This is a genomic window from Cellulomonas sp. PS-H5, from assembly GCF_019265565.1.
Classification (GTDB): Bacteria; Actinomycetota; Actinomycetes; order Actinomycetales; family Cellulomonadaceae; genus Cellulomonas.
Map to the genome: position 1 here is coordinate 1 of NZ_JAHVCI010000058.1, position 23,839 is coordinate 23,839.

23 protein-coding genes are annotated in these 23,839 nt (G+C 73.3%); 3 read left to right on the forward strand and 20 right to left on the reverse strand.

Going from position 1 to position 23,839, the window contains the following annotated elements; all coding sequences use genetic code 11:
- Positions 1–255 precede the first annotated feature (255 nt).
- On the forward strand, positions 256–759 hold the full coding sequence (locus J5O08_RS17290; RefSeq protein ID WP_218708131.1) for a hypothetical protein: 504 nt from the start codon (positions 256–258) through the stop codon (positions 757–759).
- Between the two features lie 4 nt (positions 760–763).
- On the opposite strand, the gene J5O08_RS17295 is transcribed toward J5O08_RS17290, so the two are convergent.
- The 20 genes from J5O08_RS17295 to J5O08_RS17390 all read right to left on the reverse strand — a co-directional run bounded on the left by J5O08_RS17295 (position 764) and on the right by J5O08_RS17390 (position 22,835).
- Positions 764–1,228, reverse strand: coding sequence for an HNH endonuclease (locus J5O08_RS17295; protein WP_218708132.1), 465 nt, complete (start codon positions 1,226–1,228; stop codon positions 764–766).
- Positions 1,225–2,049 (reverse strand): hypothetical protein, encoded by an 825-nt coding sequence (locus tag J5O08_RS17300; RefSeq protein WP_218708133.1) that lies wholly within the window; start codon positions 2,047–2,049, stop codon positions 1,225–1,227. Before J5O08_RS17300 ends, J5O08_RS17295 begins: the two co-directional genes overlap by 4 nt.
- Before the next feature lie 5 nt (positions 2,050–2,054).
- Complete coding sequence (locus J5O08_RS17305) at positions 2,055–2,957, reverse strand: hypothetical protein (protein WP_218708134.1); 903 nt, start codon at positions 2,955–2,957, stop codon at positions 2,055–2,057.
- Positions 2,954–3,820 carry a single-stranded DNA-binding protein gene (locus tag J5O08_RS17310; RefSeq protein WP_218708135.1) on the reverse strand — a complete coding sequence of 289 codons (867 nt, stop codon included), beginning with the start codon at positions 3,818–3,820 and terminating at the stop codon, positions 2,954–2,956. The genes J5O08_RS17305 and J5O08_RS17310 overlap by 4 nt, the downstream gene beginning before the upstream one ends.
- Positions 3,817–4,062, reverse strand: coding sequence for a glutaredoxin-like protein NrdH (nrdH, locus tag J5O08_RS17315; protein WP_218708136.1), 246 nt, complete (start codon positions 4,060–4,062; stop codon positions 3,817–3,819). The genes J5O08_RS17310 and nrdH overlap by 4 nt, the downstream gene beginning before the upstream one ends.
- Positions 4,059–4,733: a DUF4913 domain-containing protein gene (locus J5O08_RS21750; protein WP_218708138.1), complete on the reverse strand. Its 675-nt coding sequence runs from the start codon at positions 4,731–4,733 to the stop codon at positions 4,059–4,061. Before J5O08_RS21750 ends, nrdH begins: the two co-directional genes overlap by 4 nt.
- Entirely contained in the window at positions 4,730–6,520 is a 1,791-nt protein-coding gene (locus J5O08_RS17325; RefSeq protein ID WP_218708140.1) for a type IV secretory system conjugative DNA transfer family protein, read from the reverse strand. The genes J5O08_RS21750 and J5O08_RS17325 overlap by 4 nt, the downstream gene beginning before the upstream one ends.
- Positions 6,517–8,028, reverse strand: coding sequence for an ATP-binding protein (locus tag J5O08_RS17330; protein WP_218708142.1), 1,512 nt, complete (start codon positions 8,026–8,028; stop codon positions 6,517–6,519). Before J5O08_RS17330 ends, J5O08_RS17325 begins: the two co-directional genes overlap by 4 nt.
- On the reverse strand, positions 8,025–9,533 hold the full coding sequence (locus J5O08_RS17335; protein WP_218708144.1) for a hypothetical protein: 1,509 nt from the start codon (positions 9,531–9,533) through the stop codon (positions 8,025–8,027). Before J5O08_RS17335 ends, J5O08_RS17330 begins: the two co-directional genes overlap by 4 nt.
- Positions 9,530–11,251 (reverse strand): hypothetical protein, encoded by a 1,722-nt coding sequence (locus tag J5O08_RS17340; RefSeq protein WP_218708146.1) that lies wholly within the window; start codon positions 11,249–11,251, stop codon positions 9,530–9,532. The genes J5O08_RS17335 and J5O08_RS17340 overlap by 4 nt, the downstream gene beginning before the upstream one ends.
- Before the next feature lie 106 nt (positions 11,252–11,357).
- Entirely contained in the window at positions 11,358–12,131 is a 774-nt protein-coding gene (locus J5O08_RS17345) for a hypothetical protein (RefSeq protein ID WP_218708148.1), read from the reverse strand.
- Positions 12,131–12,481 (reverse strand): hypothetical protein, encoded by a 351-nt coding sequence (locus J5O08_RS17350; protein WP_218708149.1) that lies wholly within the window; start codon positions 12,479–12,481, stop codon positions 12,131–12,133. Before J5O08_RS17350 ends, J5O08_RS17345 begins: the two co-directional genes overlap by 1 nt.
- Positions 12,478–13,839, reverse strand: a complete 1,362-nt coding sequence (locus J5O08_RS17355) for a chromosome partitioning protein (protein WP_218708150.1) — start codon at positions 13,837–13,839, stop codon at positions 12,478–12,480. Before J5O08_RS17355 ends, J5O08_RS17350 begins: the two co-directional genes overlap by 4 nt.
- A 45-nt stretch (positions 13,840–13,884) precedes the next feature.
- The gene (locus J5O08_RS17360; protein WP_218708151.1) at positions 13,885–14,520 is read right to left on the reverse strand and encodes a hypothetical protein; all 636 of its coding nucleotides are present in this window, start codon (positions 14,518–14,520) and stop codon (positions 13,885–13,887) included.
- The gene (locus tag J5O08_RS17365; RefSeq protein WP_218708152.1) at positions 14,517–15,557 is read right to left on the reverse strand and encodes a transglycosylase SLT domain-containing protein; all 1,041 of its coding nucleotides are present in this window, start codon (positions 15,555–15,557) and stop codon (positions 14,517–14,519) included. Before J5O08_RS17365 ends, J5O08_RS17360 begins: the two co-directional genes overlap by 4 nt.
- Positions 15,557–16,786, reverse strand: a complete 1,230-nt coding sequence (locus tag J5O08_RS17370) for a hypothetical protein (RefSeq protein WP_218708153.1) — start codon at positions 16,784–16,786, stop codon at positions 15,557–15,559. Before J5O08_RS17370 ends, J5O08_RS17365 begins: the two co-directional genes overlap by 1 nt.
- Positions 16,787–17,084: 298 nt before the next feature.
- Positions 17,085–17,270: a hypothetical protein gene (locus J5O08_RS17375; RefSeq protein ID WP_218708154.1), complete on the reverse strand. Its 186-nt coding sequence runs from the start codon at positions 17,268–17,270 to the stop codon at positions 17,085–17,087.
- A gap of 68 nt (positions 17,271–17,338) precedes the next feature.
- Positions 17,339–17,791, reverse strand: a complete 453-nt coding sequence (locus tag J5O08_RS17380; RefSeq protein WP_218708155.1) for a hypothetical protein — start codon at positions 17,789–17,791, stop codon at positions 17,339–17,341.
- A 226-nt stretch (positions 17,792–18,017) separates the two neighbouring features.
- A complete protein-coding gene (locus J5O08_RS17385; RefSeq protein ID WP_218708156.1) occupies positions 18,018–21,407 on the reverse strand; it encodes a hypothetical protein in 3,390 nt (1,129 codons plus the stop codon).
- Between the two features lie 189 nt (positions 21,408–21,596).
- Positions 21,597–22,835, reverse strand: a complete 1,239-nt coding sequence (locus J5O08_RS17390) for a hypothetical protein (RefSeq protein WP_218708157.1) — start codon at positions 22,833–22,835, stop codon at positions 21,597–21,599.
- Between the two features lie 113 nt (positions 22,836–22,948).
- On the opposite strand from J5O08_RS17390, the gene J5O08_RS17395 reads away from it, so the two are divergent.
- Together J5O08_RS17395 and J5O08_RS17400 are read left to right on the forward strand one after the other, a co-directional pair.
- Positions 22,949–23,302, forward strand: a complete 354-nt coding sequence (locus tag J5O08_RS17395; RefSeq protein WP_218708158.1) for a helix-turn-helix transcriptional regulator — start codon at positions 22,949–22,951, stop codon at positions 23,300–23,302.
- 66 nt (positions 23,303–23,368) lie between these two features.
- Positions 23,369–23,746 carry a helix-turn-helix transcriptional regulator gene (locus J5O08_RS17400; protein WP_218708159.1) on the forward strand — a complete coding sequence of 126 codons (378 nt, stop codon included), beginning with the start codon at positions 23,369–23,371 and terminating at the stop codon, positions 23,744–23,746.
- The last annotated feature ends 93 nt before the right edge of the window (positions 23,747–23,839 follow it).

Genomic DNA, 23,839 nt, shown 5'->3' on the forward strand with positions numbered 1-23,839 from the left:
GATCAACGAGCTGCAGACCATCACCAACGACGTCGTCGAAGCCGCCGCCAGCACCCTCGTCATCGGAGTCAACTAACCGTGCCCCTGAGCGGCTGAAGACCGCCGCCACTCACCGGAGAAAGTCACATGTCGCGCGGCGGCCGCCGGCGTCCGAAAACGGTCGGTTTCGGACGGAGCCTTGGAGCGGCTGCTCGCTCCCGTGCAGGATCTTCGGGCTGTGGGGGCGTGTGGCACTTTGGGCTCATGACTCCGGAGTTGGTCGCCACCGTCCTGGTAGCTCTCGCTGGCCTTGCTGCGACCGTCTTCACTGCTGCCCAGGCGCGGAGACACGCTGAGCGGCTAGCGGCTCAGAATCATCGACGAGAGCGAGCGGAGCGGGTCCGCCAGGATCGTCTGGCCACGTACGCCGACGCTCTGGGACACGCCATCGACCAGGATCGGAGGCTCAACGCCGTCTGGGCGTTCAACGGCGAGCAGCAGTTCAACCTGTCGCCCGAGCCGCCTGGCGCCCCGCTGTCCCTAGCCCCGATGGACGAGATCACTGTCCGCATGCGGCTGCTGGCTGACGGCGACGTCGAGGCGGCCTGGGGCGCGTACGTGAGCGCGTGGAACGGCTACCACTTCTGGGGCAACGTCGAGGGCGGCGCTCCGGACGAGGATCCGCCCGAGTCCGTCGTCCAGCCCTTGCGCGACGCCATCGTCGACTTGAATGTCGTCTGTAAGCAGTCGCTCGAACGAGACGGGGATGCCCCGATGTGAGCCTTCAACGCCGCGACCCTCGGTACCAGGCGCCGGGTCGGCGAGGGACGCCGGCCGGGAAGTAGCGACGGCGGCGCCAGGTGATCACCGCGGTGGTCAGCAGCGTGGGCATCCGGCCGCCCTTGGACTGGTTGTGCCGGACGCATGCGGCGACCAGGTTCTCCGGTTCGGTCGCTCCTCCGCGTGCCCACGGTCGGAAGTGGTCGGCCTGCTCCGACGCAGCCGGGCAGCGCTGCCAGGACCACGCGGCGGTGTACTCGCAGCGCCCGCCGGCCCGCGCGCGACCGGCGGCCCGCTGGTAGGCGTCGAACCATCGTTGCGGGTCCCGGCGCCGCCAACGTGCGCGGCGGCCCCGAGCGAGGACGACCAGCGCCAGGAGGCCCGACCCCCAGGCCGGGACCCGCTCGGCGAGGGCCGCTGCGTCGGCGAACAGCTCGGCCGGGTCGTACGCGGGCGCGGGCAGCGTCATGTGGCGGCCTCGGCGTTCTGCGTGGTGCCGAGGGCGGCGAACCGCCGCGCGAGGGCGAGCATGTCCGGCTCCGCGGCGTCGCCGTAGGTCGCCTGGGGGCACGGCGAACCGTCGGCGTGCCGGAGGTTGTGCCGGCGGAGGTCGAGTGGGGGTCGCATCGCAGCCCCGCACACGCAGGCCACGCCGCCGGCGTAGGCCACGGCCTTGATCCACCGACTGAGCCGTTGACGGTCTCGGTCCGCGGCGGCCCGCGAGGTCTCGACCGCGCGCCGCGCCACCGCCAGCTCTCGCTCGAGCTGTGCGACCCGCGCGGGCGCGTCGGCGTTGTCGGCCTGGCGGATGCGCGCCTCGGCTCGACTCGCGCGCCGGAAGGCTTCGACCATGAACCCCGTCGGAGGTGGCTCGACGTCGGACCGCCGCGCCGCTTTCACTCGAACCTGTGCACGGCCGGCGGTGACCTCGATGAGCCCCACCCCCGCGCCCAGGTCCTCGTCACGCACCAGCCCTGCCGGCGTCGCGAAGTAGACCCGGTGCGCGTACCGGGCGAAGGCCGCGAGCTTGTCCGGGGAGGCGAGCTCGTGCGTCAGGTCCGCGCGCGAGACCTTCACCTCCACGAGCACCCGCTCGTGGCCGCGGGGGGCGCCGGACCACGCCCGCACCAGGAACAGGTCGGCCCGGCGGGACATGCCCCACCCGCCGGGGCTGCCGGTGAACTCCTCGAGCGCGGCCCACTCCGGACCGAGGCCATCGCGCTCGGCGCCGAAGTGCCGCCGGACCGCCGACACCACCGCGGCCGCGCTGACGTCGCAGCTGGCCAGCACGCCCCTCACCGCCCCGTCTCGGCCGGCTTCACGTCCGTCAGGATCGCGACCGCGTCCTCGCCGTCCAACGTCCCGCGCGCCACCAGCGCCGCGGTGAGCTCGTCCAGCGCGGGAGCGTTCGCTGCGAGCAGTGCGGCCGCGTGCCCGCGCGCCGCCTCGAGCAGGCGATCGACGCTCAGCGGTCCCGCGAAGCCGACTGGCCGTTGACCGCTCGACGCGATGAACATGGCTGCCGCCGCTGCCTGGCCCCAGTCGTCTCGCGAACCCGGCCAGGCGTGAGCGCCCTCGGTGACCTCGACCGCGCCGGCGACCGCGGAGCACAGCTCGCGCCACGCCTCGTCGGAGGCGCACTTCTCGCTCTTGGCCGACCAGCTGCACCGGCCGGCGCTCTCGTCGTTCGGCACCGCGCGCACCATCAGGAGCGTCGCTCCCATCGCATGAGCGACCACCGCGTGCGCCGCCTCGTGCCGGGCGACCCGCTCGTCCACTGCGCTCACACCGCGCGCTTGCGCGGCCCCGACGGTGACGATCGGGGGTTGTGGGCTGATCCGTGCGGCCAGCCGCCGCGAGGACGCCGACCTGACCGCTCGGGCGATCCACCAAGCGAGCAGCCACACACCGATCACGATCGCGATCGCCCGGTCCTGCGCCCGCGGGCCCGCGACCATCAGCGCGCTGACGAGGTCGCGACCGTAGGCCACCGTGGCCGGCCCGATCGCTGACCAAACGGTGTACGTCGCCATCGCGCCGACGGCGCTCAGCCCGATCGTGCGCGAACGGTGAACGATCAGATCTCGCCGGCGCAGGCCCGTCGGCCATACCGGCCGGTCCAGCCACCTGGTCATCGAGGCGTTGATCCACCGCCCGGCGGAAGTGAGGCGTCCGCGGACCGTGGTGGGCGCGGTCATCGGGTGGTCCGCTGGACGAGCACCGGGGTGAACCGCAGGGACACCCCGATGGCGTCGGCGATGACCCGGGGCGCGGTGCGCTTGCGCTGCGTCTCAGGGTCGGTCCAGCTGTCGGTGACGACCCTGCCGGTGACCACGACCCGATCGCCGCACTGCAGGCACGCGGCGGCGTGCTCCGCGGCCGGGCCGGGGACGCGCACGCGATGGCGGGTGGGTTCGGGCCTGGTGGACTTGCCGTCCTCGTCGACCTGCTCGCCGGGCTCGTTCACGAGCACGACGAGGTCGGCGTAGGGGCGTTGCGTCTCGGCTGAGGTACGGCGTTCGGGGTCGGCGGCTAGGTTGCCCTCGAAGGTCACGGTGGTGGTCAGCAGCATGGGTCGTCCTCTCGTGGGCGGGTCGGTGCGGGCGGTCGCGATCAGGTAGGCCAGGGAGTGGGTGGTGTGCCGGTCGGGTGCGGCGAGCTCGACGGCGAGCGGCGCCACCCTGGCGGCCAGGGTGAGCAGGCGCGGGTCCGGAAGCCCGCGCGCGGGGCCGTGCATCGCCAGGGCCATGTCGCGGGACCAGTGCGCCGGCTCGGGACCGTTGCGCCCGGTCTCCCTCCACCGCTGGTGCTGCTCGGCGGCCTCGGTGACCTCGCCGGCTCGGCGCAGGATCCACGCGAGGATCGCGGCCGCGCGCTCGTGGCCGTCGACGTCGGCTGCCTGGTGCGTGTCGTGGTCGTGGATCAGTGCTGCCAGGGCCGGGCGCAGGCCGCCGGCGGCCGCTGCCCACCACGCCGGCAGCGCCGCGCGGATCCGCTCGGCGTCGGACCGGGACCACAGGGCGGCGGTGAGCAGGTGGTCGACCGCGATACCCGGCTTCATGCCGGCCCCGGTGTCCGGCGCGCGGCCAGGGCGGTGATCTGGTCCGGGCGGTACCCGGACCAGTGCTGGCCGTCGGCGACGACGACGGGCGACTGCAGGTGCCCGAGGCCCATGACGTAGTCGCGGGCGACGTCGTCGGTGGTGATGTCGACGATCTCGTACTGCAGGCTGGCCTTGTCCAGGGCGCGGTAGGTCGCGTCGCACTGCACGCAGTCGGGCTTGGAGTAGACCGTGATCCTCACCGGTCCTCCTCAGCTGGAGGTTCGCCCAGGGGCGGCCCCTCCAGCGCGTCGGTCGCCGGTCCGGGTGCCGGAGTGGCTGTCTGCGCGTCGGCGGCGATCGCAACCGCGAGGGCTTCGGCGGTCGCGGCGGGTACGTCGAGGGTGTGCCGCAAGTCGTGGGTGGTGGCGGTGCAATTGCGGAACCCGCCCGGGCGGGCGTGCAGCCGGTCGATGGCGGGCCACAGCCACCGGTCGTGCCAGGCGATGATCGCGTCTGTGGGGTCCTCGCCGGCGTAGGCGGCGTCGTGGGCGACCATCAGCGCGGTGAGCTCTTCGACGGCGGCCGGATGCTCCGGCCAGCACGGCCAGATCGCGACCGACTGCGCCGCGTGCCCGTAGCGGGCGTTGTACCAGCCCACGAAGGCAGCGACCTGGTGCCACAGGCCCTCGCGCGCTGGTCCTGGCGGAAGGGTGCGCCACCGCCAGCGGGCGCGGCCGTTCTCGACGTCGTGGTCGGTCAGGTCGGTGACGCGTCCGGCGATCTTGGTCACCACGCCGGCGAGATCCCGCACCGCCCCCGCGAGGTCGGTGTGCTGCCTGCTCAGGTCGTCGTGCTCGGCACCGACGGTGCGCAGCGCGGCGACCAGGTCGTCCTGGGTGACGTACGCGCCGCCCGGCAGGTGCTCGCTCACTGCTCCATCCGCCTTCCGGTGAGCCGTTCGACCTCGAGGCTGTCCTGGCGGAGCTGGTCGGCGTCGGGCCGCTCTTGCCACGGCGTCAGTCGCAGGTGGACCGCGGGCATGTTCCCCGCGATGAGCAGGGCGGTGCCCATCGGCATGTTGTGGATCTCGTCCTCGGCCATCCGGTTCTCGCGTTCACCAGAAGTCGTGGCGCTGGTGCGGCCGTCGCTCTCGGTCACCGAGAACCGGGCGACGCGGTGCTGTCCGGTGAGGAACGACAGGTGACGGAGGACGTCCGGCTCGGTGATCGACGGGAGCGCCAGGAGCGCGTTGACGCCGGCGAAGATGGCCTCGGTCTGCTCACGGCCCCACCGCTTGACCAGCTGAGCCTTGGTCTGGGCGATCATCCGTACCGAGATGCCGCGCCCGCCGGAGTCCGAAATCAGCTGATCCAGGTCGGGCAGCGGGGCGATGTTCGCGATCTCGTCGCCCACGAGGGAGACCGGAGGCCAGAACCGGCCGCCGGGCAGCCTCTGGGACATCTCGTCGGCCGTGCGCAGGATCATGTCGGCGAACGCGGTGATGACCGGGGCCACGCTCTTGCGGCCACCCTTGGACAGCAGGTACAGCGTCGAGCGGGTCGTCAGGAAGTGGTTCACGTCGAACGGAGTGGTCCCGGGCTGCGGGCACACGGCGGTCATGACGGCGGGGTCCGACAGGGGTTCCAGGACGCCCAGGAGGGTGATCTGCATGGACCCGACCGTCTGCTCCGACTCGTTCCTGGTCTGCGAGGCCAGCAGGTCCGCCCAAGAGGAGGTGTCCGGGCGGTCCTCGGTCGGGCGCGGGACGCCGAGCTGGCGCAGGGCGTCCACCGGTTCGGGGTTGTCCAGGTCGCTGGCCCAGGCCAGGACGTCGCGGGCGGTGCCGCCGGGCTTGAGCGCTGCGGCGTGCAGCAGGTACCCGAGCACGCGTGCCGCCAGTGCGTTGAACCAGTCGCCGTTCGTCGTGCCGCCCGAGGGCGCAGCGCCGGCCATCGCGGTGGCGCGGGCGACCGCCTCGGAAGGGTCCTCGCAGCCGCCGACCAGGTCCCAGGACACCTTCTCGGGCCACCCGGTGATGTCGCGGAGGTCGAGGACGTACACGTCGCCCAGGCGCCGGCGCGCCAGGATCGTCAGGTACGGCACATCGCTCTTCGTCGACGTCGCGATGACCGGGCCCGGGGCGTCCAGGACCCACCCGATGACGCAGTTCGAGGTCTTGCCCGATCGCGAAGGTGCGATGCCCAGGAGGCTGAGCTCGTGCTGCAGGTAGATGCGCTTGGACCCGACACGTCCGAGCGGCACGACCAGGTCCTGCGATGACATGTTCGCCACCGCGTCCCCGCCGATGCGCCGCGCGGTCGCGACGGCCTGCTGCTCCTGCAGCGGCGCGACGTCGGCCGCCGCCGCGAGACTCGCGCTGGTCGGCGCCTCCCGGTACCGGCGCCGGCCCCAGGCGAGCAGCACCCGCCACCCTGCGAGGAGGAGCAGCCCGAGCGCGACGCCCCACAGCGCGTACGGCGGCCAGGTCGGCCCGATCGGCTCGCCCAGGGCGCTGACGGGGTCGCCGGGTCGGGCGACCACGGCTCGGGCTGTGCTCGCGAGCGGGGGCGCGGGGTGACCGTTGGCGTGCGCGGTCAGCGCGATCGTCGCGTGCAGCAGCAGCACCGACAGCGCCACCGCGGCCATCACCGACATGATCGCGACGAACGCCGCGGTCGACCCCGACGTCGGCGGTCGCGTCGGTGCCGGGGCGCTCATGCCGCCTCTCCTGCGTCGTGCAGGGCGATGGTCGCCTCGGAGGTCATCGCGTCATCGGTGTTCGCCACCGACACCTCCCAGTCCGAACGCACGTGGTTCAGCACGAACGGCTTGCCGCCACCGACACGGACCAGCGCCGCCCCGTCGGGCAACGTCTGGATCAGCGAGACGCACTGCGCGGGCAGTCCGAAGGTCTGCACACAGGCGCGGGCCTCGTCGGGCTTCTCCTGCCGGTAGACCACGACGGTGCCGGCCTCGCGCAACGTGGCCAGGGCGTACGGGTCGCCCTGGGTGTCCGAGACGTGCTGCATGCCGCTGACGTTGCTCAGTGCCTCGCCGCGGGCGACCTTCTGGTTGCGGCGGGTGACCTTCGCGAAGCTGCCCTCCATGACCAGCCCGGCCTCGTCGACCACGAACACCGTGGGCACCGTGTCGGCCTGCGCCGCCAGCGTGCCGCGCAGCCAGGTATTCACGATGGCCATGACGATCGGGACCGCGGGCCCGTCCTCGGGCAGCGCCGAGATGTCGAACACCGTCAGCCCCGCGGTCAGGTTGATGTCCGGGGACGTCGGCCCGTCGACCAGCCCGGCCAGGTCCTCCTCGACCATCCGGGACAGCTCGGCGGCCGCCTCCCGGCCCCACCCAGCGAGGTCCTCCAGCGACTCGTACTGCGAGAGCCGCCCCTGGGCGCTCGGTCCCGGGTCGGCGAGCTGAGCGATGACCTCACGGATCGTGGCGACCTGACCACCCGCCTCGGCGTCAGCGATCGCGACGTCGACGGCGATCCGCAGCGCCCGCCCCTCGAGCGGGCGGATCGGCCGGCCCAGTGCCTCGGCCAGGATCGCGCGCAGCAGCTCGTACCGGGATACCTGCCCGGCCCCGATCGCCGGGTCCAGCGGGTTGATCCGGGACCCGCCGGCTCCGCCGCCGGTGGCGAACCGGATCGGGGTGACGCCGAGCTCGCGGGCGAGCAGTGCGTACTCGCCCTCCACGGTGCCGTCCGCGCGACGTTGGGACTTCTTGTCCACGATGACGACCCGACGCCCGAGCAGGAGTGCGCGGATCACCAGCAGGGTCTTGATGAAGGAGGACTTGCCGGCGCCGATGTCACCGACGACGACGATGTTCGGGTTCTTCAGCCCTCCGTCGAGGTAGAGGGTGAACACGTCGAGGAACACCGCCCACCGGTGGTGCCAGTCCCGGCCGGCGAACAGCCCGCGGTGAGAGGTCGGTGCGGCGCTCGTGCCCAGGTGCAGCGCTCCGATCTGCCGGGTGGTGGAGAACGCGGCCGTCAGCAGCAGCTCGTACCAGCCCCACCGGTTCAGCAGCGCGATCCGCGGTCGTACCCGCGCCCGGCGAAGGTGCTTGTGCAGCCGGCGCGCGCGGGCCTTGTCCCGCCGCTGCCGGTCCTTGTCGCTGGGACCGGCTCCGGGTGTGGCAGGAGTCGCCGTCTCGGGTGCGGCGGTGCTGGACGCCACCGGCTCGTGGGTCGTGGTCGGGGTGCTCATCGGGTCCTACCCATCCCGTGCGCGAGCGGGAGCGTGGTGCAGAACGCCCCGTCGTGCCATCCGTCGACGAAGTCCAGCCGGGTGATCGCGGCTTCCTCGGCCGCGGTGGCCAGCTGCTTGCTCGCGCGCGCCAGGTCCCGCAGCGACGGCGCCTGGATCGTGATGGTCGCGACCCAAGCGGCACCGTGGTGACCGCTGCCGGCGGCCAGGTCGACCAGGTGCTGCTCGGACAGCGACAGCTGGCGGCCGGCGCCGCCGTCGTCGACCGAGCTGGTCACCGCTTCCATCGCGGCGGTGCCGTCGGCCGTGACGTCGTCGCGGGCCTTGGACCGGGCCCTGTCCGCCGGGATCAGCTCGACGTGCGTGCTGACCGTGCGGACCAGCGTCGGGGTCATCGACCCGATCAGAGGCCACAAGAAGTCCGCCGGCAGTGCCCCGGGTGCCACCGCGTCGGCGGGGATCACCGCGGTGCGTGTCCACCATCGACGATCGGAGCCGTGGACCACCATGTGCCGGGGGTGCCAGGTCTCCCACGGCGCCCACGCGGAGTCCCAGGCCATGCCTGCGGTCTGATCCAGCGGGTGATCGGGGTCTTGCAGCCCGCGGATCACCGCGGCGAGGCGCGGACCTGTCAGCGCCCGCAGCTGGATGCCCTGCATGGCCGCGAGCTGGCTCACGGACTCCGCGATCTGCTCGACCGACCGCAGCACCCGCTCGTCGGCGTCGAGGTCGTCATCGTCGTCGTCCAGGTCGTCGGCGACGTCGACGAGGCCGGCGTCACGGACGCGCGCCACGAGCCAGGTGCGGGTCTGGTCGGACTGCTCGCCCCCGATGTCCAGGAGGTTGACGTAGGAGTCGATGAGCCGCTGGTTCGTGCCCGGCGGGATCTTCCCGGCGATCCAGTGCACGTGGTCGGCCATATCGTAGGACCCCACCCGCGACACCTGCTGCAGCCCGACGACCCGCGGCTCGGCGGTCACGCACGCGGCGGCGAGCTTGCCGAACCGTTCCTGGTCGGCGCCGAGCATGTAGTCGTTGTCGAACCCCGCGCGGGCGCCGACCATCTCCCACGCAACGGTCTGGAACGCCCGCCGGCCCGGGCTGTGATGCCGCACGACCGACAACCCGGAGGGGGCCTCGCGGGCCTTGAGCGGGGCGAGCGGGCTCGGTGGTGCGGACTTGCCGTCGCGCGCCAGGGCGAACACCGACATCGCACGCCGCCGCCGAACCCAGAACCGCAGCCACCACAGCGCCCACAGCACCGCCGACCGCTCCTGCATCCCCGGCCACGGCGTCCACGCCCCGACCGACACCGCGGCGCCCGCCACCGCGACCAGAACGGTGGACAGGCTGAGGGTTCCCCCGACCAGGGGCATCAGCGACACCACCAGGCACCCGATCATCCCGGTCCACTGGAACCCGGACCGAGTGCCGCCCAGGATCCCGCGCGAACGGGTCGCACCGCCCAGGTGCACCCGCCGGTCGATCAGGTCGGGCGTGCTCACTGCTCACCACCTCCGGTCTGCGGCGCGGCAGCAGCCGACGCCTCCTTGGCCTTGCTCGCTACCGCCGTCACGCCGGCAGCGGCGAGCTGGGCCGCCAGCAACGCCCCGCCCGTCGCAGCACCTCCCGCCGCCGAAGCCGCCTTGCCGCCCGTCGCGCCGGCCCCGCTCGCCGAACCACCGCCGGCCCGCGCAGCACCCGCGTGCTTCGACCCCAGGCCCCCAGCGCCCTTCGCGGCGGGGCTCGTCGACGTCGCCGGGTCCGGCGGCGCGCCGTCGCGCTCGGCGCCCGCCCCGGTGCCGCCGTTCCTCGACGCCCTGCTCCCGCGGCCGCCTCCGGTCGCGCCCGAGCGGGCGCCGCTCTTGGAGCCAGCGCCCGAGCCGCTCTTGTCGGGCTGCTTGCCCGTGCCCGGGTTCTGCTCCTGCCCGCCGGACTTGGGCTTGGTCGCGCCGCCGCCGCCGCTCTTGGCCGACCTGGGGGCATCACCGCTCGAGCCGCCGCCCGAACCACCACCACCGCCGCCGCCGCCCCCGGAGCCGCGGGCGTGCAGCATCAGCATCGTGGTGGCGATCGACCCCATGCCGCCGGCGACGGAGGTCGCCACCGTCGGGCCGGAGGAGTTCACCGACTCGCTGCCGTCTGGCAGCAGCGGGAAGAACTTCATCACCGCCCACGGTGAGAAGGCGATCATGACCAGAGCGATGATGAACGTCAGCCCCTGCACGAGCAGCTGCGTCGGGTCGTCCAGGCCCCCCTTGGGGTCCATGTTCCCCAGGTACTTCGCGATGATCCCGATGACCAGCAGCCCGGCCGGCTTGGCGAACAGCAGGCCGACGAACAGCCACACCACCCGCAGCGCCTTGGGCCGCCACTGCGGGTCCACGCTCATCCCCCAGGCCACCCCGCCCACCGCGCCGATCACGTGGGTCGACAGGGACTGCGTCAGCCACGTCCCGAACACCCCGAGCGAGGCCAGCAGCAGCACCAGGAACATCAGGATGCCGATGCCCATGCCGAACCCCGAGGCGGCCGTCATCTGGGTGAACACGGCGCCGTTGGTCAACATGTCGACCACGTCCGGGCCCATCCACTTCAGGATCCCGGCGTTCATGCCCCCGGTGATCCGGCCCAGGACGTAGCCGACCGGCGGGCCGAACATCATCATCAGCACCGCGACCGGGACGTACTGGGTGATGACCTCCGATGCCTTCGCCGGCCCGATCTTGCCGACGGCGGCACGCCGCAGCGTCGTCAGGATCATCACGACCATGACCGCCATGCCGATCCCGGCCGTCGCGGCGTAGGCCTCCCGCCACCACTGGGCGCCGGCGTCGAAGGTGGTCTCGTCGACGACGTACGAGATCGACCTGGTGAACCAGGTGATCGCGTCCTCCTTGAGGTCGTTCGCGAAGTGCTGGTAGGCGCGCTCGGGGTTCAGGACCAGGCCCGCGACCTTCGCGACCTGCTCGACCCCGTCGACCAGGACCGGGCACACCAGGCCGAGCACCGGGCTCACGATCGGGGCGACGGTGCACACCAGCGACGACCCGCCCGCCGACGACTTCTCGCCGTCCCCGCCGTCCTGGTTCTGCAGGACGCCGCCGACGATGTCCTGCCCGACGCCGCACACCATCCCGTTGATCGGGTTGATCGTGCCGAGGATCCCGCACACCAGCTGCTCACCGATGCCAGCGGTCTGCGAGGTCGTCGTGATGCTCACCGGGGCGGTTGCCGGTGTCGGGGCGGCTGCAGCAGCCCCGACGCCGGTGACCCAGACCAGGACCGCGAGGACCGCGACCCACGCGGCCCGAGCGCGACTACGAGGGCTACGCGCCGGCATCGGTGAACTCCGTCCACCCCGCGCCGCCGGCGGCCGCGATCGCCGCACGCCCCCGCGCGTCCACCGGCGGGGTCCACCCCTCGCCCGGGGCGGTGGTCATCGTCTGCCAGGTGTCCCACTGGGCGAAGGGGTCGAGGGTGACCAGCCGCCAGTCCTCGCCGTGCCACGCCAGGTCCACGGCCACCGGCATCACCCCACCGAACGGGGTGCCCGCGGCGGTCCCGCCGGTCACCAGTGCCAGATCCACCCCGGCAGACGTCCCCTCCACGCACGAGCGCACCCGGAACAGCGAGTCCGTCGGGTACATGCGGGTGTCGGGCACCGCGCTGGCGACCGCCGGCGCGGTGGCCAGCACCTCCAGGAGGTGCTCGGTGGAGTGCTCGCCGGCCGTGGCGTGCAGGCCGGCGGACAGCTCCTCGAGCATCCCGGTGTAGGACTCGCTGTCCCAGCCGGTCGGGTCGACCAGCGGGGTGATGACCGCCACCGCGTAGGACGCCGCCGCTGCGATCGCGCTGCCGCAGTCCGGGTCGAACCCCACCGGCACGCCGGTCGAGGACCGGTCGGACCCGCCCGAGCCGTAGGCGACCAGGTACCGACCGTCGGCGTCGACCTCGGCCGTGGGTGCCTCTTGGGTGACGCCGCCCGGGCCAGCGGGCGGCGGCTCGTCGGAGCCGCCATCGACGAGCCGGCCGCCCAGCAGTCCGAGGCCGACCAGTCCGAGCGCGATGCCGGTGCCGAGCAGCACCTTGCCGCCGCGCATCAGCCGTTCGCCTGCTGCGCGAAGATCAGGACCGCACCGATGATCAGCGAGAGCATCGCGGCGATCGCGAAGACGACCAGGGCCTGCTTGAACTCGTTCGCGCCCTCGGCCAGCGCCTCACGGTTGTGGGAGACCTTCTTCGCCCACGCCCACTTCGCCAGGCCGATGATCACCGCGGCGACCGTGTAGAACAGCACGACCGCCCACAGCCCGCCCAGTGCGAGCTGCACGGCGCCAGTGAACTTGACCCCGAACACGTTCAGGTCCGGGGTCACGTTGTCCAAGGGGTTGGGGATGTCGGCCGGCAGGCGGGAGGCCACAGCCGCGGTGAGCTCCAGGGGGGTGTTCATCGGTTCGTCTCCTTCAGGGGGAACGTCGACCAGCCGGGGCGCTGGCCGGGTCGGGTGGACAGCACCTGAGCCACACGGGCACCGGCGCGCAGGTACGCCCGGCGGGTGGCCGGGGCGAGCTGGTCGAACGTGATCGGCCCCCCGACGTTCAGGTGCGGGTCGAACGGCACGTGCACGACCGCCGCGGTGGTCTCCTCGAAGAACGCCGACCACCGGGCGATGTCCGCCGGTGCCTGGCCGGACTCGCCGCTGTCGGAGATCACGGTCACGGCGTGCTCGACCAGGTCGCCGCGGCCGTAGGCGCGCAGCTGGTCGATGAGCCGGCCCGCGGACAGCACGCTGTCGGGCTTGAGCGACAGCGGGATGACCAGGGCGTCGGCGACGTCGACGGCCGCGAGGAAGTTCGGGGAGCGGGCGTTGTTGCCGGTGTCGACGACCAGGACCTCGTAGACCCCGGTGAGCAGGTCGTGCAGGCGAGCGAACGCCGCGGCGTCGATCTGGCTCATGCGCGCGGGGTCCTCGTCGGACACCAGCACGTCGAAGCGGCCCGAGGCCTGGTGCCGGACGAACGCGGCCAGGTCCCCGGCGCGCACCCCGGTGCCCTCCAGGTGGCCGAGGGCGCGCAGCAGGTCGACCGCAGTGGTGGCGTACCGCTGCGGGAAGGTCCGGACCCCGAGGGTGCCCATCGTCTCGTTGTTGTCCCAGGCCAGGACCCGCCCGCCGCGCACGCACCCGTACGTCGCAGACAGCCCGACGACGGTCGGTGTCTTGCCGCCGCCGCCCTTGGGGTTGGCGACGATGACCGTGCGGGCGCCCGCCAGCTGCACGCCGACCGCGGCGGTGTCCGCGACCAGCTCGCGGGCCTCGCGCGAGGGACGAGGTCGGACGATCCCGAGGCTGGCGATGCGCACCGCGCGCCGCCACCCGGTCAGCGGGGCCGCCGCGGCCGCGGCGTCCGGGTCCGGGCTCGCCAGCAGGTCCGCCGAGACCGACGTGCGTGGCGGGTCGCCGGCGAGCACGTGGTCCCACGCCGGAACCGGCGCGACCGGCACGCCGCGCACCGGGGTGGCGACGTCCGCCTGCGCCGGCGGCGCGGTTGCGGCCGCAGCCGCCGGTGGGCCCTCGCTCTGCGCGGTCGAGTCGGTGGGGTCGCCGGGGGTCTTGCTGGCCAGCAACGTGCCGGCCGATGTGGGCTGCGGCCCGCCGCGTGGACCGGCTTCCTTCCCAGCCGGCGAGGGCTGCTCCGCGGGCTCGGCCGGCGCCGGTGGCGGCGCAGCTGTCTGCGCGGTCGCCGCCACCTTGGCTGTGACCTCCTCGTCGTCTGCCTCGTAGGCCGACCCGGGCCAGATCAGGTTCATCTGCGCTTCCCCTAGCTCGTCGTGTTCTGCCGCCGTCGTGCGGCGCTACTCGCGGTACTCGTCCCCGGTCGGGTCCAGCGCCCACATCGCCTCGACGTCGTCGACCAGCCACGGCGCGCTCACCTGTGTGCGGGTCAGGCGGAACGTCGCGACGACGTACGCCTGCTCGCCGGTCCACCCGTCCTCGCTGACCGGGGTCAGTCGCACCCCGCGCGTGCGGACCGCGACGGTCGTGGTGTCGGGTGTGCGTCCGACCAGCTCGTCGACGTCGTCGACCGCGGCCAGGCGCCTGCCGGAGTGCGCGGCCAGCTCCAGCCAGTCGGCGTCGATGGCCGGTGCGGAGGTCACCTGCTCCAGCGCCGTCGGCGTCAGCCAGGGCGCGGCCCGGCGGGCGGTGTCGGCCGGGGATGCGTCGGTGCGGGTGTCCGCGGCCCACAGCAGGCCCGCGACCCGGTCCGCGACAACCGAGGGGTCCTCCACCGCTGCCGGCTCCGGCGCCGGTTCGGGCGCGGGGTCAGCGGTGGTGGGCGCCGGCGCGGTCGCTCGGGGGTCCGGAGCCGTGCTGGTCCGTGACGGGCTCGCTGACGCGGTCGGCGCCGGGTCGGGCGCCGGCGAGGTGCACCCCGGCGTGGTGGTCACCACGATCAGGGCGAGGGCCAGGGCGGTCTTGGTGTGCTTCATGTGCGGACTCCCACGTACTCCCAGTGCCATGCCTCCGGCTTCGAGCCGCCGATCCGGGCCCAGGACGGGTGCTGCCAGCCGTAGGTGGGGCCGTGCTCGCGCAGCCACCGGTACCGCTCGGAGCCCTCCGGGCTGACACCGATCAGGTCGGCCGCCAGGCCCCACCCGTGGTTCGAGGTGCCGGGCTTGGCCGCCAGGTGCGGCTTGGCGGCGGCGATCGCGACCTGCGAGGCGTAGTCCCGGTACCCGTCAGAGACCCCCAGCGGCGCCCCGAACCGGTCCGTGTACGCCACGTTCAGGCGCTCAAGGGCCTGGGCGGCGTCGCAGCGCAGCAGGATCCGCGGCGACCACGACAGCTCGCAGAGCGTCGAGGGGTCCAGGTGCCCGGACCCGGGCATCGAGACCCGGTAGGTCCCATCGGCCGACACCCCGGGGCCCTGGCCCTCGTACTGACCGTCGTCTCCGGTCAGCGTGTACTTCGCGACCGCCGCCAGGACCCGGTCCACGTACCGGCGGGTCTCGGTGAACGGCGGGATGCCGCGGTGCTTGGCCACGGCCCCGGGCCCGGCGTTGTACGACGCGAGGGTCAGCTGCACCGCATCCCCGGACATCGCCCCGGACGCCAGGCCCGCGTCGCTCAGGTCCCGCAGGTGGCACATGTAGTCCGCCTGCGACCCGATCGCGTCGGTCGCGTTGAACGGGTCCGCGACGCCGTCGCCGGAGTAGTCCCGGCCCCACGTCCGCCAGGTGCCCGGCATGAACTGCGCGATCCCCTGCGCCCCGGCCGGGGACACCGCCGCCGGGTTCCAGCCCGACTCGACCTCGATCTGCGCGGCCAGCAGCGGCCCCGACACCCCAGGGCAGCGTCCAGCGGCGTCGAGCAGCGCGGCGCGGAACTCCTCGGGCACCGCATCCAGGTTCAGTTCCCCGGAGCCTCCCGAGTCCTCGACCGGGCGAGGCTCGTCGTCCAGGACCACTCCCCCGACCACGAGCAGCCCCGCGAGCAGCGCCCCGAACCCCGCGATCAGCGCGCGCATCAGAACACCGTCGCCTTCGACCCGTGCGCGGTGAGGCCGTCGGCCGTCACCGACCAGCTGTGGTCTCCGGCCGGCAGCCCGGTGAACGTCGCCGAGTACGACCCCGTCCCGGTGCTGACCATCGGCAGCGTCACGCCGGCGACCGTCGCCGTCACCGAGGCGGCCGCCCACGACGTCGTCGCGGTGACGGTGACCTTCCCCGGGGTCCCGTCGGACACCGCGCGCCCCGGGTTCAGCACCCGCTGCGTCGACCCACCCGACCCGCCCGACTCGCCCCCGGCCCCGGTCGACCCGCCCGGCGCGGTCGGCCCGGCCGACCCGCTGGCGCCGCCGCCGCCCGAGGTCGACCCGCCGGAGCGCCCGCTCCCCTGGCCTGCGGACGAGCCCCCCGTGGACCCCGAGCCGGTGCCGGTGCTCGCCGGCGGAGCCTGCGCCGCCTGCCACGCCTCGTGCGACTCGCTCACCGCGGCCGCGGCCGCGTGCACCCGCTCACGCGCGGTACCCAGGTCCGCCGCAGCAGCCTCCAGCGCCTCGAGCGCAGTCCCGGGTTCGACCCCGGCGGTGAGCAGTGCCGCCCCGTGCTCGATCGCCGCGGCGAGCTCGTCCCGCACAACCGGGTCCTGAACCCGGTCCTCGGTGTCGGCGAGCAGCGTGGTTGCCTGCTCCACGGCGGACGTCAGGTCCTCGCCGGCCTTGCTGACCCGCTCGAGGGCTGCGGCCACGAGCCAGTCGTGGTGGGACGCGGTCAGGGAGTCGCGTGTCAGTTGCAGTTGCTCGCGGAGCTCGCGTGCCTCGCGCGCCTCGGAGCGCAGCGCCGCGGTGATCGACACCACGCGCTCGCGCGGCCAGCTCCCGAGCCGCTGCGACGCCACGACCTCAGCCCGGCCGGCGGCGACGTGGTCGACCAGACCGGCCAGATCGACCGTGAGGTCGGCGTCGAGGACCTGCTCACCGACGGAGTCCAGGACCTCGCGGGCGCGTTCGGCCTCCAGGTGCGCACCCGCCAGCGCCGCCGACAGTGCCTCGATCGCCAGGAGGTACCCGGTGCGGGCCTCGCGCAGCTGCCACCACCGCCAGCCCACGGTGCCGCCGGCGCCGAGCACCAGGACCAGCAACCCCGCCACGGCCGCGCGCACCAGACGGCGGCCGCGGCGCGGGCCGGGCAGCACCGTCGGGCCGACCAGGCCCTGCAGCGTCTCGTAGGCCGACGCCGGAGCCGCCGCGCTCACCGCGACCCCCAGGAGCCCGGGCGCGGGGTGCAGCTAGGGGATGGGCACCCCGCGCCCGGGAGTTCACGGCCGCCCCCCGAGGCGACCGATGTCAGGCGGGAGGACGCCGACGGCCGGGCCATCGGTCTGGGGAACCAACCCGGACCGCCGGCGCCCTCCCGGTTCCAGAGCGGCACCACGACCCGCACGCACCAGCGCACGCCGGCGCACGACGCCGACGACGCGGTGATCTGCACGTTCGTTGCCATCAGTCCCCAGACCGATTCGATAGATGAAGCGCCCCGCGAAGGGCGCGGGGTCACTCGATGCCCAGCTCGTCGATCGCCTCGAGCTCGACCCACGCGCACACGGCGGTCGCCACGATCGCCACGGGAGCCAGCACGACGAGCAGCCCCACCCACGCGGCCAGCTCGTCGACCAGCTGTCGCCCGGCCGCGCGTCGTCGTGACCGCCCAACGCCGGCCGCGGCGGCGGCCAGGAGCATGGCTGTTGTCGCTGCTGGTGCCTGAGCGCCCTCCGGGGCGGTCGCGCGGCCTGCGGAGCCGGTGTCGCTCACGCGGACCACGTGCCCGTGATCCGGTGGCGTGGCTGACCGAGCAGCGTGGTCGGGTCGGGCGCCGGGCGCCCGAGCCGGACCCGAGCCTGCACGGTGAGCGCCTCCACCCACACCGAGACCGGGTCGTGCGCGAGCGAGTCCAACCGGACTCGCAGCTCGCTCGGCAGCGGAGGGTATCGACGCACGACGCGCCCTGCCCCGAGCAGGTCGACGGTCACCTCGTCGTCCGGGGTCAGACGGGTGCTAGCCCAGACGTCGGTCATCGGCGGGTTGCCCAGGATCAGAACGGTGACCGGCCGCACGAACTCGGCCGGGTGAGTCTTCCGATCGGGCCTGCGGTGGACCCGCAAGTTCACGACCCAGCCCTCAGCGTCCACGGTGTCGTGCGCGCCGGGGTCCGGCCACACCTCGGTGCGGTAGGTCCCGCCCTCGGCGATCGCGTCGTACATGGCCTGCTGGTCCTTCCTGCTCGGGTGGTCTCAGATGCACGGCTGGGGGGCCGGCGGGTGGGGGTGTAGGGCTCACCCGCCGGCGGGTGACGTACGGCAGGCCCCGCCCCTACCCACGGGGTGCCTGCCCGGCCCCGGGCGATCGGGGCCGTGTTGTCCTGCGCCGGCGGCACGGAAGCCGAGGGGAGGCGGCACGACGCCGCCGGCGCAGGAGCTGGGGTGGGCGCTAGCCGGTCGCGCCCGCCGTCCGCCGCTGCTCGGACCAGCGGGCGATCGAACCACCGGTCATCGCGAGCACCGCCGCGACGACGAGCATCAGCAGCACCCGGCCGGCGCCGGTCTTCGCCAGCGCCGAGGCCTCGTCGTCGGCGGCCGCCGCCAAGTCCTCAGCCGCACGAGGTTGAGGCTTGACGGTCTCGTCGGCGAGCCCGCACTCGGACACCACTTCGGTGTCCCGGGAGACGGTCGTCTCCTGGAACCCGTAGGTGAGGTCCGGGCGGTCACGCGGCGTCTCGTAGATGAGTCCCGTGTCGTAGTCGCTCACCCCGGGCACCAGGTCCAGGTCGACCTCGGCCAGCGGCTCGCCCTCGCACACCGGCGGCCCGTCGTTCGGCCAGGCGTAGAGCCTGACCGTGACCGAGTCGGCGGGCAGGATCTCCCCGGTGACCCTCACGCGGTCACCGATCCAGTCGCCGTACCAGGGGCCGTCCTCGGACTCCGCGTACGCCGTGGTCACCGTCTCGATCGGCGGGTAGTCGACCTTGGTGGTCTGCTCCGGCGTCCCGTACGGCTCGGCGATCAGCACCTCACCCTCGGGCGTGCGGATCTCCGGCATCCACGACAGCTGCAGGCCCTCGTGCGGCGGCAGGCCGCCGTCGGTCAGTGCCAGTTCCGGTCCGTCGAGCTCCAGGGTTTCCCCGACGGCGAGCTCCGGGAGCACGATCCCGACCTGCGGGGCGCTCTCCCCCACCTCGTCGGCGGGTTCTTCTTCCCCGGGCTCGCCGCCCTCGTCCGGCTCCTCACCGGGTTCGGGCGCGGCGTCGACGACCGGGCCGGGCTCGATCACGGTGGCGTCCGGACGGCAGCCGGAGTCACCGACGAGCGAGTAGCAGGCGTTCCACACCAGCCGAGACCCCGCCAGCACCGGGCCGGTGATCACGACCTGGTCCTGCGAGGTGTCGACGCCGACCACGCCCCGGTCGGTGGCCTTGCTGACCATCTCCGGCAGCGGATGTTCGACCACCGTGGTCTGCGCGCCGACACCCCAGTCCTCGCGCATCAGCTCGACGCCGAGCGCATCGGTCACCACCGGCACCCACCCCAGATAGAGGCGCGCTCCCGGCGGCGTGCCGGCCGGGACCTCAACCTCCCAGGCCGGGGTGCGGTAGACGTCGACCTCCGGGTCGAGCGTCACCGGCTCGCCCATCGCGAACGCGGTCCCCTCCGGGCAGGCCAGGTCCGCATCCAGCCAGCAGGCCTCCCAGCGCAGCGTCCAGTCCGCCCGCTTCTCACCGGTGAACGTCACCTCGTCGCGGACCTCGTCACCCGTGGTCGCGCTCGACGTCGCCGTCGAAGCCATCCCCGGCAGGTCCGCGGTGACCAGGGTGGTCTGCGAGGCGGTGCCCCACGGCTCGCGCATCAGCTCGATGCCGGCCCGGTCCCGCAGCACCGGGGACCACCCCACGTGCACCGCGAGCGTCCCGGGTGGGAAGTCGTGGATGCTCGGGGTCGCCAGGTCCGGGTGGATGTACGCGCCGGTGCGCGGCACGTCGACCTCGTGGGTCACCACGGGGTTCTCGCAGCCGGGCTCCTCGCCGGGGACCCACGCGCACTGCTCCCAGGTCAGGGTCGCGCCCTCGGTCGGGAACGCCGGCCCCATGATCATCACCGTGTCCGCGATCTCACCGACGCCGGCCTTCGCCGACTGCGAGGCGGTGGACATCATGTCCAGCCACATCGAGGGGTCGTCCCGCACACAGAACTGCTCACGGATGTCGTCCGCCCGGCTCGAGAACGGCGCCACGCGCGCTGAGCCGGCGTAGGAGTAGATCGCGACGTAGCAGCCGGCCTGGTTCGGGACGATCTGGTCGTCCTCGCCGTACCCGACCTCATACGTCCCGTTGCGGGCCGGCAGCGTGGTGCTCATCAGCACCGGCGTGCCCTCGGGCACCTCCGGCTCGGTGAAGTACCCGTCGGTCTTCGGGCCGTAGACCGTGAAGTCCGCCAGGTCGCCGTCGGGGCCGAACGGCCCGATCCCGTCGAACTCGCCGTAGTCGTCCGGGAACCCGGAGATCGTGACCTCGTCGAACGCGCGCCCGCCGAGCTCCACGTTGTACTCACGCATCTGCGAGAAGTGCTCCAGCGGCGCCCGGACCACGGTCGTCTCGTCGAACTTCGTCCCGTCGGTCCACACCACGTCCTTGACGTACTCACGCCACGCGGCCGGCTGGATCTGCTTCGACGACCCCCACACGTACACGTACGTGATCGGCTCCGACGCGAGCCCAGCGCTCACCGTGATCGGCACACCAGGACCCCCGGTCGCGACCGCCGTCCCGGAGAACACCGGCGTACCCGACGGCGCCGAACTGGACTCCGGGATCGGGGTCGAGCCCACGTCGTACACGTCGTAGGAGTACGTCACCGGCACCGGGCGCCCGTCGACGTACACCCACTGGTCCTCGGGGTGCGCCTGCGGGACGAACGTGTCCACCAGCTCCTCGCCGACATCCACGAACGCCGGCGCCGACGACACCCCTTGCGGCCGGAAGTCACCCACTGCGCGGAACGTCGGCCCCGGCGTCGTCAGCTCTTGAGGGTCCTGCGGCGTACGAAGCCCGTACGTCAGCTGAGCCTGCCGCTGTCCGGATGGGTGGACGTAGGTCAGCGTCTGCCGCGGCAGGTTCTCGATCCGGCGGCTGATGGTCACATCACCGGTCGCGCCGGGCTCGGCGGTCCAGGTGAGGGTGATCGTGTTTGCCTGTGACAGGCCCGCCCAGGTCTTGGTGCCAGTGGCGTTGAACGTTGCGGGACCGTTGAGCGTTGCGGTCATCGGGTAGCCCACGAGCGGTGCACCGCCGCGTCCGATGATCGGCGGGAGGTCGATGGACCCGGTGCGAGTACCGGACCCGGACGCGGTTCCCACAGCTGCTGCTCGCCAGGGGCCCGCCAGTCCTTCGGCTTCGGCGACGAGCTGTGCCGCACGGTCCTTGACGTATTGCGGGGTCGCGGCGGCGATGAGCGAGCGGACGGTGTCGACGTTCCCGCCGGCCATCGACCCGGGGAGCTCGCCGCGCATGTGGGTCTCGTATCCCACGGCCGCGGCGGTCGCATCGTCGGTGGCGTAGCGGCGCTGGGAGTAGATGTAGGCCAGCACCGGGTCGGCCAAGAGCGAGGTCGACGCGATCGTGTCGGTGCCGCTCGGCGGGTAGATGCGGGCCTGCACGCAGTAGCCGACGGAGTCGTCGACCCCTGCTGGCGTCTCGTACGGGCCCAGGTGCACGGCCCCGTACCCGGCGGGGTAGATCGTCACTCCAGGGCCGAGCGCGGCCGCGCGGGCCGGGTTGAGCCCGGCGACCAGCATCAGGGGGGCCAGGAGTAGGGCCGCCAGGCCCATACTCAGCCCTCTTCGGGCATGCCAAACTTGCCTTGCTTGCACGTCAAAGCCTCCCCGGGGCACACGCCCCGCCAGGTGGTCGTCTCTCTCAGGGATCGCGCAAGCAGAGGGCCGGTGTTACCGCACCGGCCCTCGCCCTGTTCAGGGCGAGGTTCCCTTCGCTCGCTGCGACGTCGGGTCAGCCCGCCATCAGCACCACCCTCCGACTCCGTCGGCACCAGAGGTGTCCGTGGTGTCGCACCACGTGCCGGAGCCCTCCTCCACCCAGGTGCCTCCGCCTGACGATCCGCCTCCGGAGCCGGAGGTGGACCCGCTGCCCGACGATCCCGAGGAACCTGATCCGCCCTTGGCGGCGGGCGCCGAAGCGCCAGCGGATTGGTTCCCGGTCGACGAGCCTCCCGGTCGGGTCTGCGACCCGCCGGTGTTCTTGGTGCCGCCCGACGCTCGCGCTGCTGCCGCGGCGGCCGCCTTGGCGTTCTGCGCCTGCGTGACGGCGTCGCGCGCGCCGGCGAGCGCGTCGACGTGCGCGCGCAGCTCGGCCGCGTGCTCGGGTAGCGCTGCGGTGATCTCGGCCGACCCCTCGAGCGTCTGGTCGGCCCGCGCCATCAGGGCGTTGACGGATGCGAAGTCGGCGTCGTCGAGCGCGGCGGCGAGGTCCGCCAGGAGCCCGACGGCGTCGTCGAGCAGGGCGCGCCCAGGCTCGACGCCCTCAGAGGTGGCCACCTCTACCGCGGCTGCAGCGGAGTCGATCGCCCCCGTCAGTGCGACCCGCGCCGAGTCGTCCAGGGTGTCGCCCTCGGAGGCCGCCAGGTGCTCCTGCGCCGCCGGCAGCGACTCCCCCACCGCGGCGACTGCGGCGTCCAGATCGGTCGCCGCGGGCTCCAGGACGTCTGCGAGGACGTGGGCCACGCGGTTCGAGGTCACCGAGAGCTGGAGGACCCCGACGTCTCGTGCCAGGTCTCCCCGGGCGAGTTCCACGGCGGTGACGACCTCGCCGGCCCGGTCGATCTTCTGCGCGCGGGACAGCCCAGGGTCGATGCTCAGGTCCAGCTCACGCTTCTCCGCCACCAGGAGCGCGAACGCGGCCAGGTCGTCCCCGCCGGCCGACTCGACGTCGACCGCCTGCACGACCCCCTCGACGACGGGCGCGGCGCTCGACTCCTCGACGACGGCAGCCAGGTCGTCGGCCACGGCCTCCGCCGCGGCCAGGTCCGCCTCGAGCCTGTCGAGCGCCTGCTGCCACTGCTCCATCGCCTCGGCGTGCCGGGAGTTCTCGCCCGCGTTCCACACGAGGACGCCCGCGCCGCCTCCCACGACGACCAGCGCGGCGGCGGTCACCACGGCGATCACCCACCTCGCGCGCGATCGACGCCGCGGCTCCGCAAGCACGGGCATCGAGCCCGCGATCTCGCCGTTGTCCATGCTCATGTCGTTCTCCCCAGAGGCCGGGGCCCTGTCGTAGCAAGGGCACGCCCGCCGAACACCCTACAGACGGTTGGGACTGAGGGGGTTGGTCCTTCGTCCCGGGCGAGGATCGGCGCGTGCCCCGAATCGTCCGGCCGCCGATCGACCTGCCAGAGCACGAAGCCGCCCTCCTGGACGCGCTCGCGATGCCTCTGGCGCGCGCGGTGATCCACCACCTCGCGCGGGTTGGTCCGACGTCCAGCGGGACGATCTCCCGCCTCACCGGGGTCACGCCCGAGGCGATCCGCCGGCAGCTGCTCGCCTTGGAAGCCGTCGGTCTGGTGGTTGCGACGGAGCCGGCCGGGCAGCGCCACGGGATGCGCGTCAACTACGACATCGACGAGGACACGGTGCTCGACGCGACCGAGGCGATCGGGTCCTACCTGCTGCCGCCCGAGCTCGCCCGCAGGACACGCCGGCGCCACGACTGACTGGAGCGCAACGCCCGCGCCGCCGAACCGGGTCGGGTCCGCGATGTCGTCCGAGATGATGTGGCTGTGCCGCGCCTGACCCGCCCGCCGACTCTGCCCGACGACGTGGCAGAGGTGATCGGGGTGCTGGGCAGCGCTGCCCGGCTGGAGATCATCCGCCACCTGGACCTGACCGGACCGACCAGCGTGGCCGAGCTCGTCGAGCGAGTCGAAGCGACCAGGCCGGCCATCCAGAAGCACCTGACCGAGCTCCAGCGCGCCGGCGTCGTCGTTCCTGATCTGCCCGAGGACCGGTGGCACGGTCGAAAGGTCCTCTGGCGCCTGGAACCCGAGCGAGTCGGGCAGATGGCCGAAGTGCTCCGGACGTACGCGCTGCCCGTGTCCTCGGGCCGGACGGAGCTCGAGATCGGCGCGGCGGGCGACGTACCGCACCAGCCTCACTGACCCCCGAGGCGACAGTCGGCACCTGGCGGGCATCGCCTCACCGAGCAGCACCCGCCCCCCGCTCAGCCCCATTTCCTGAAATCGCGGGGGGGG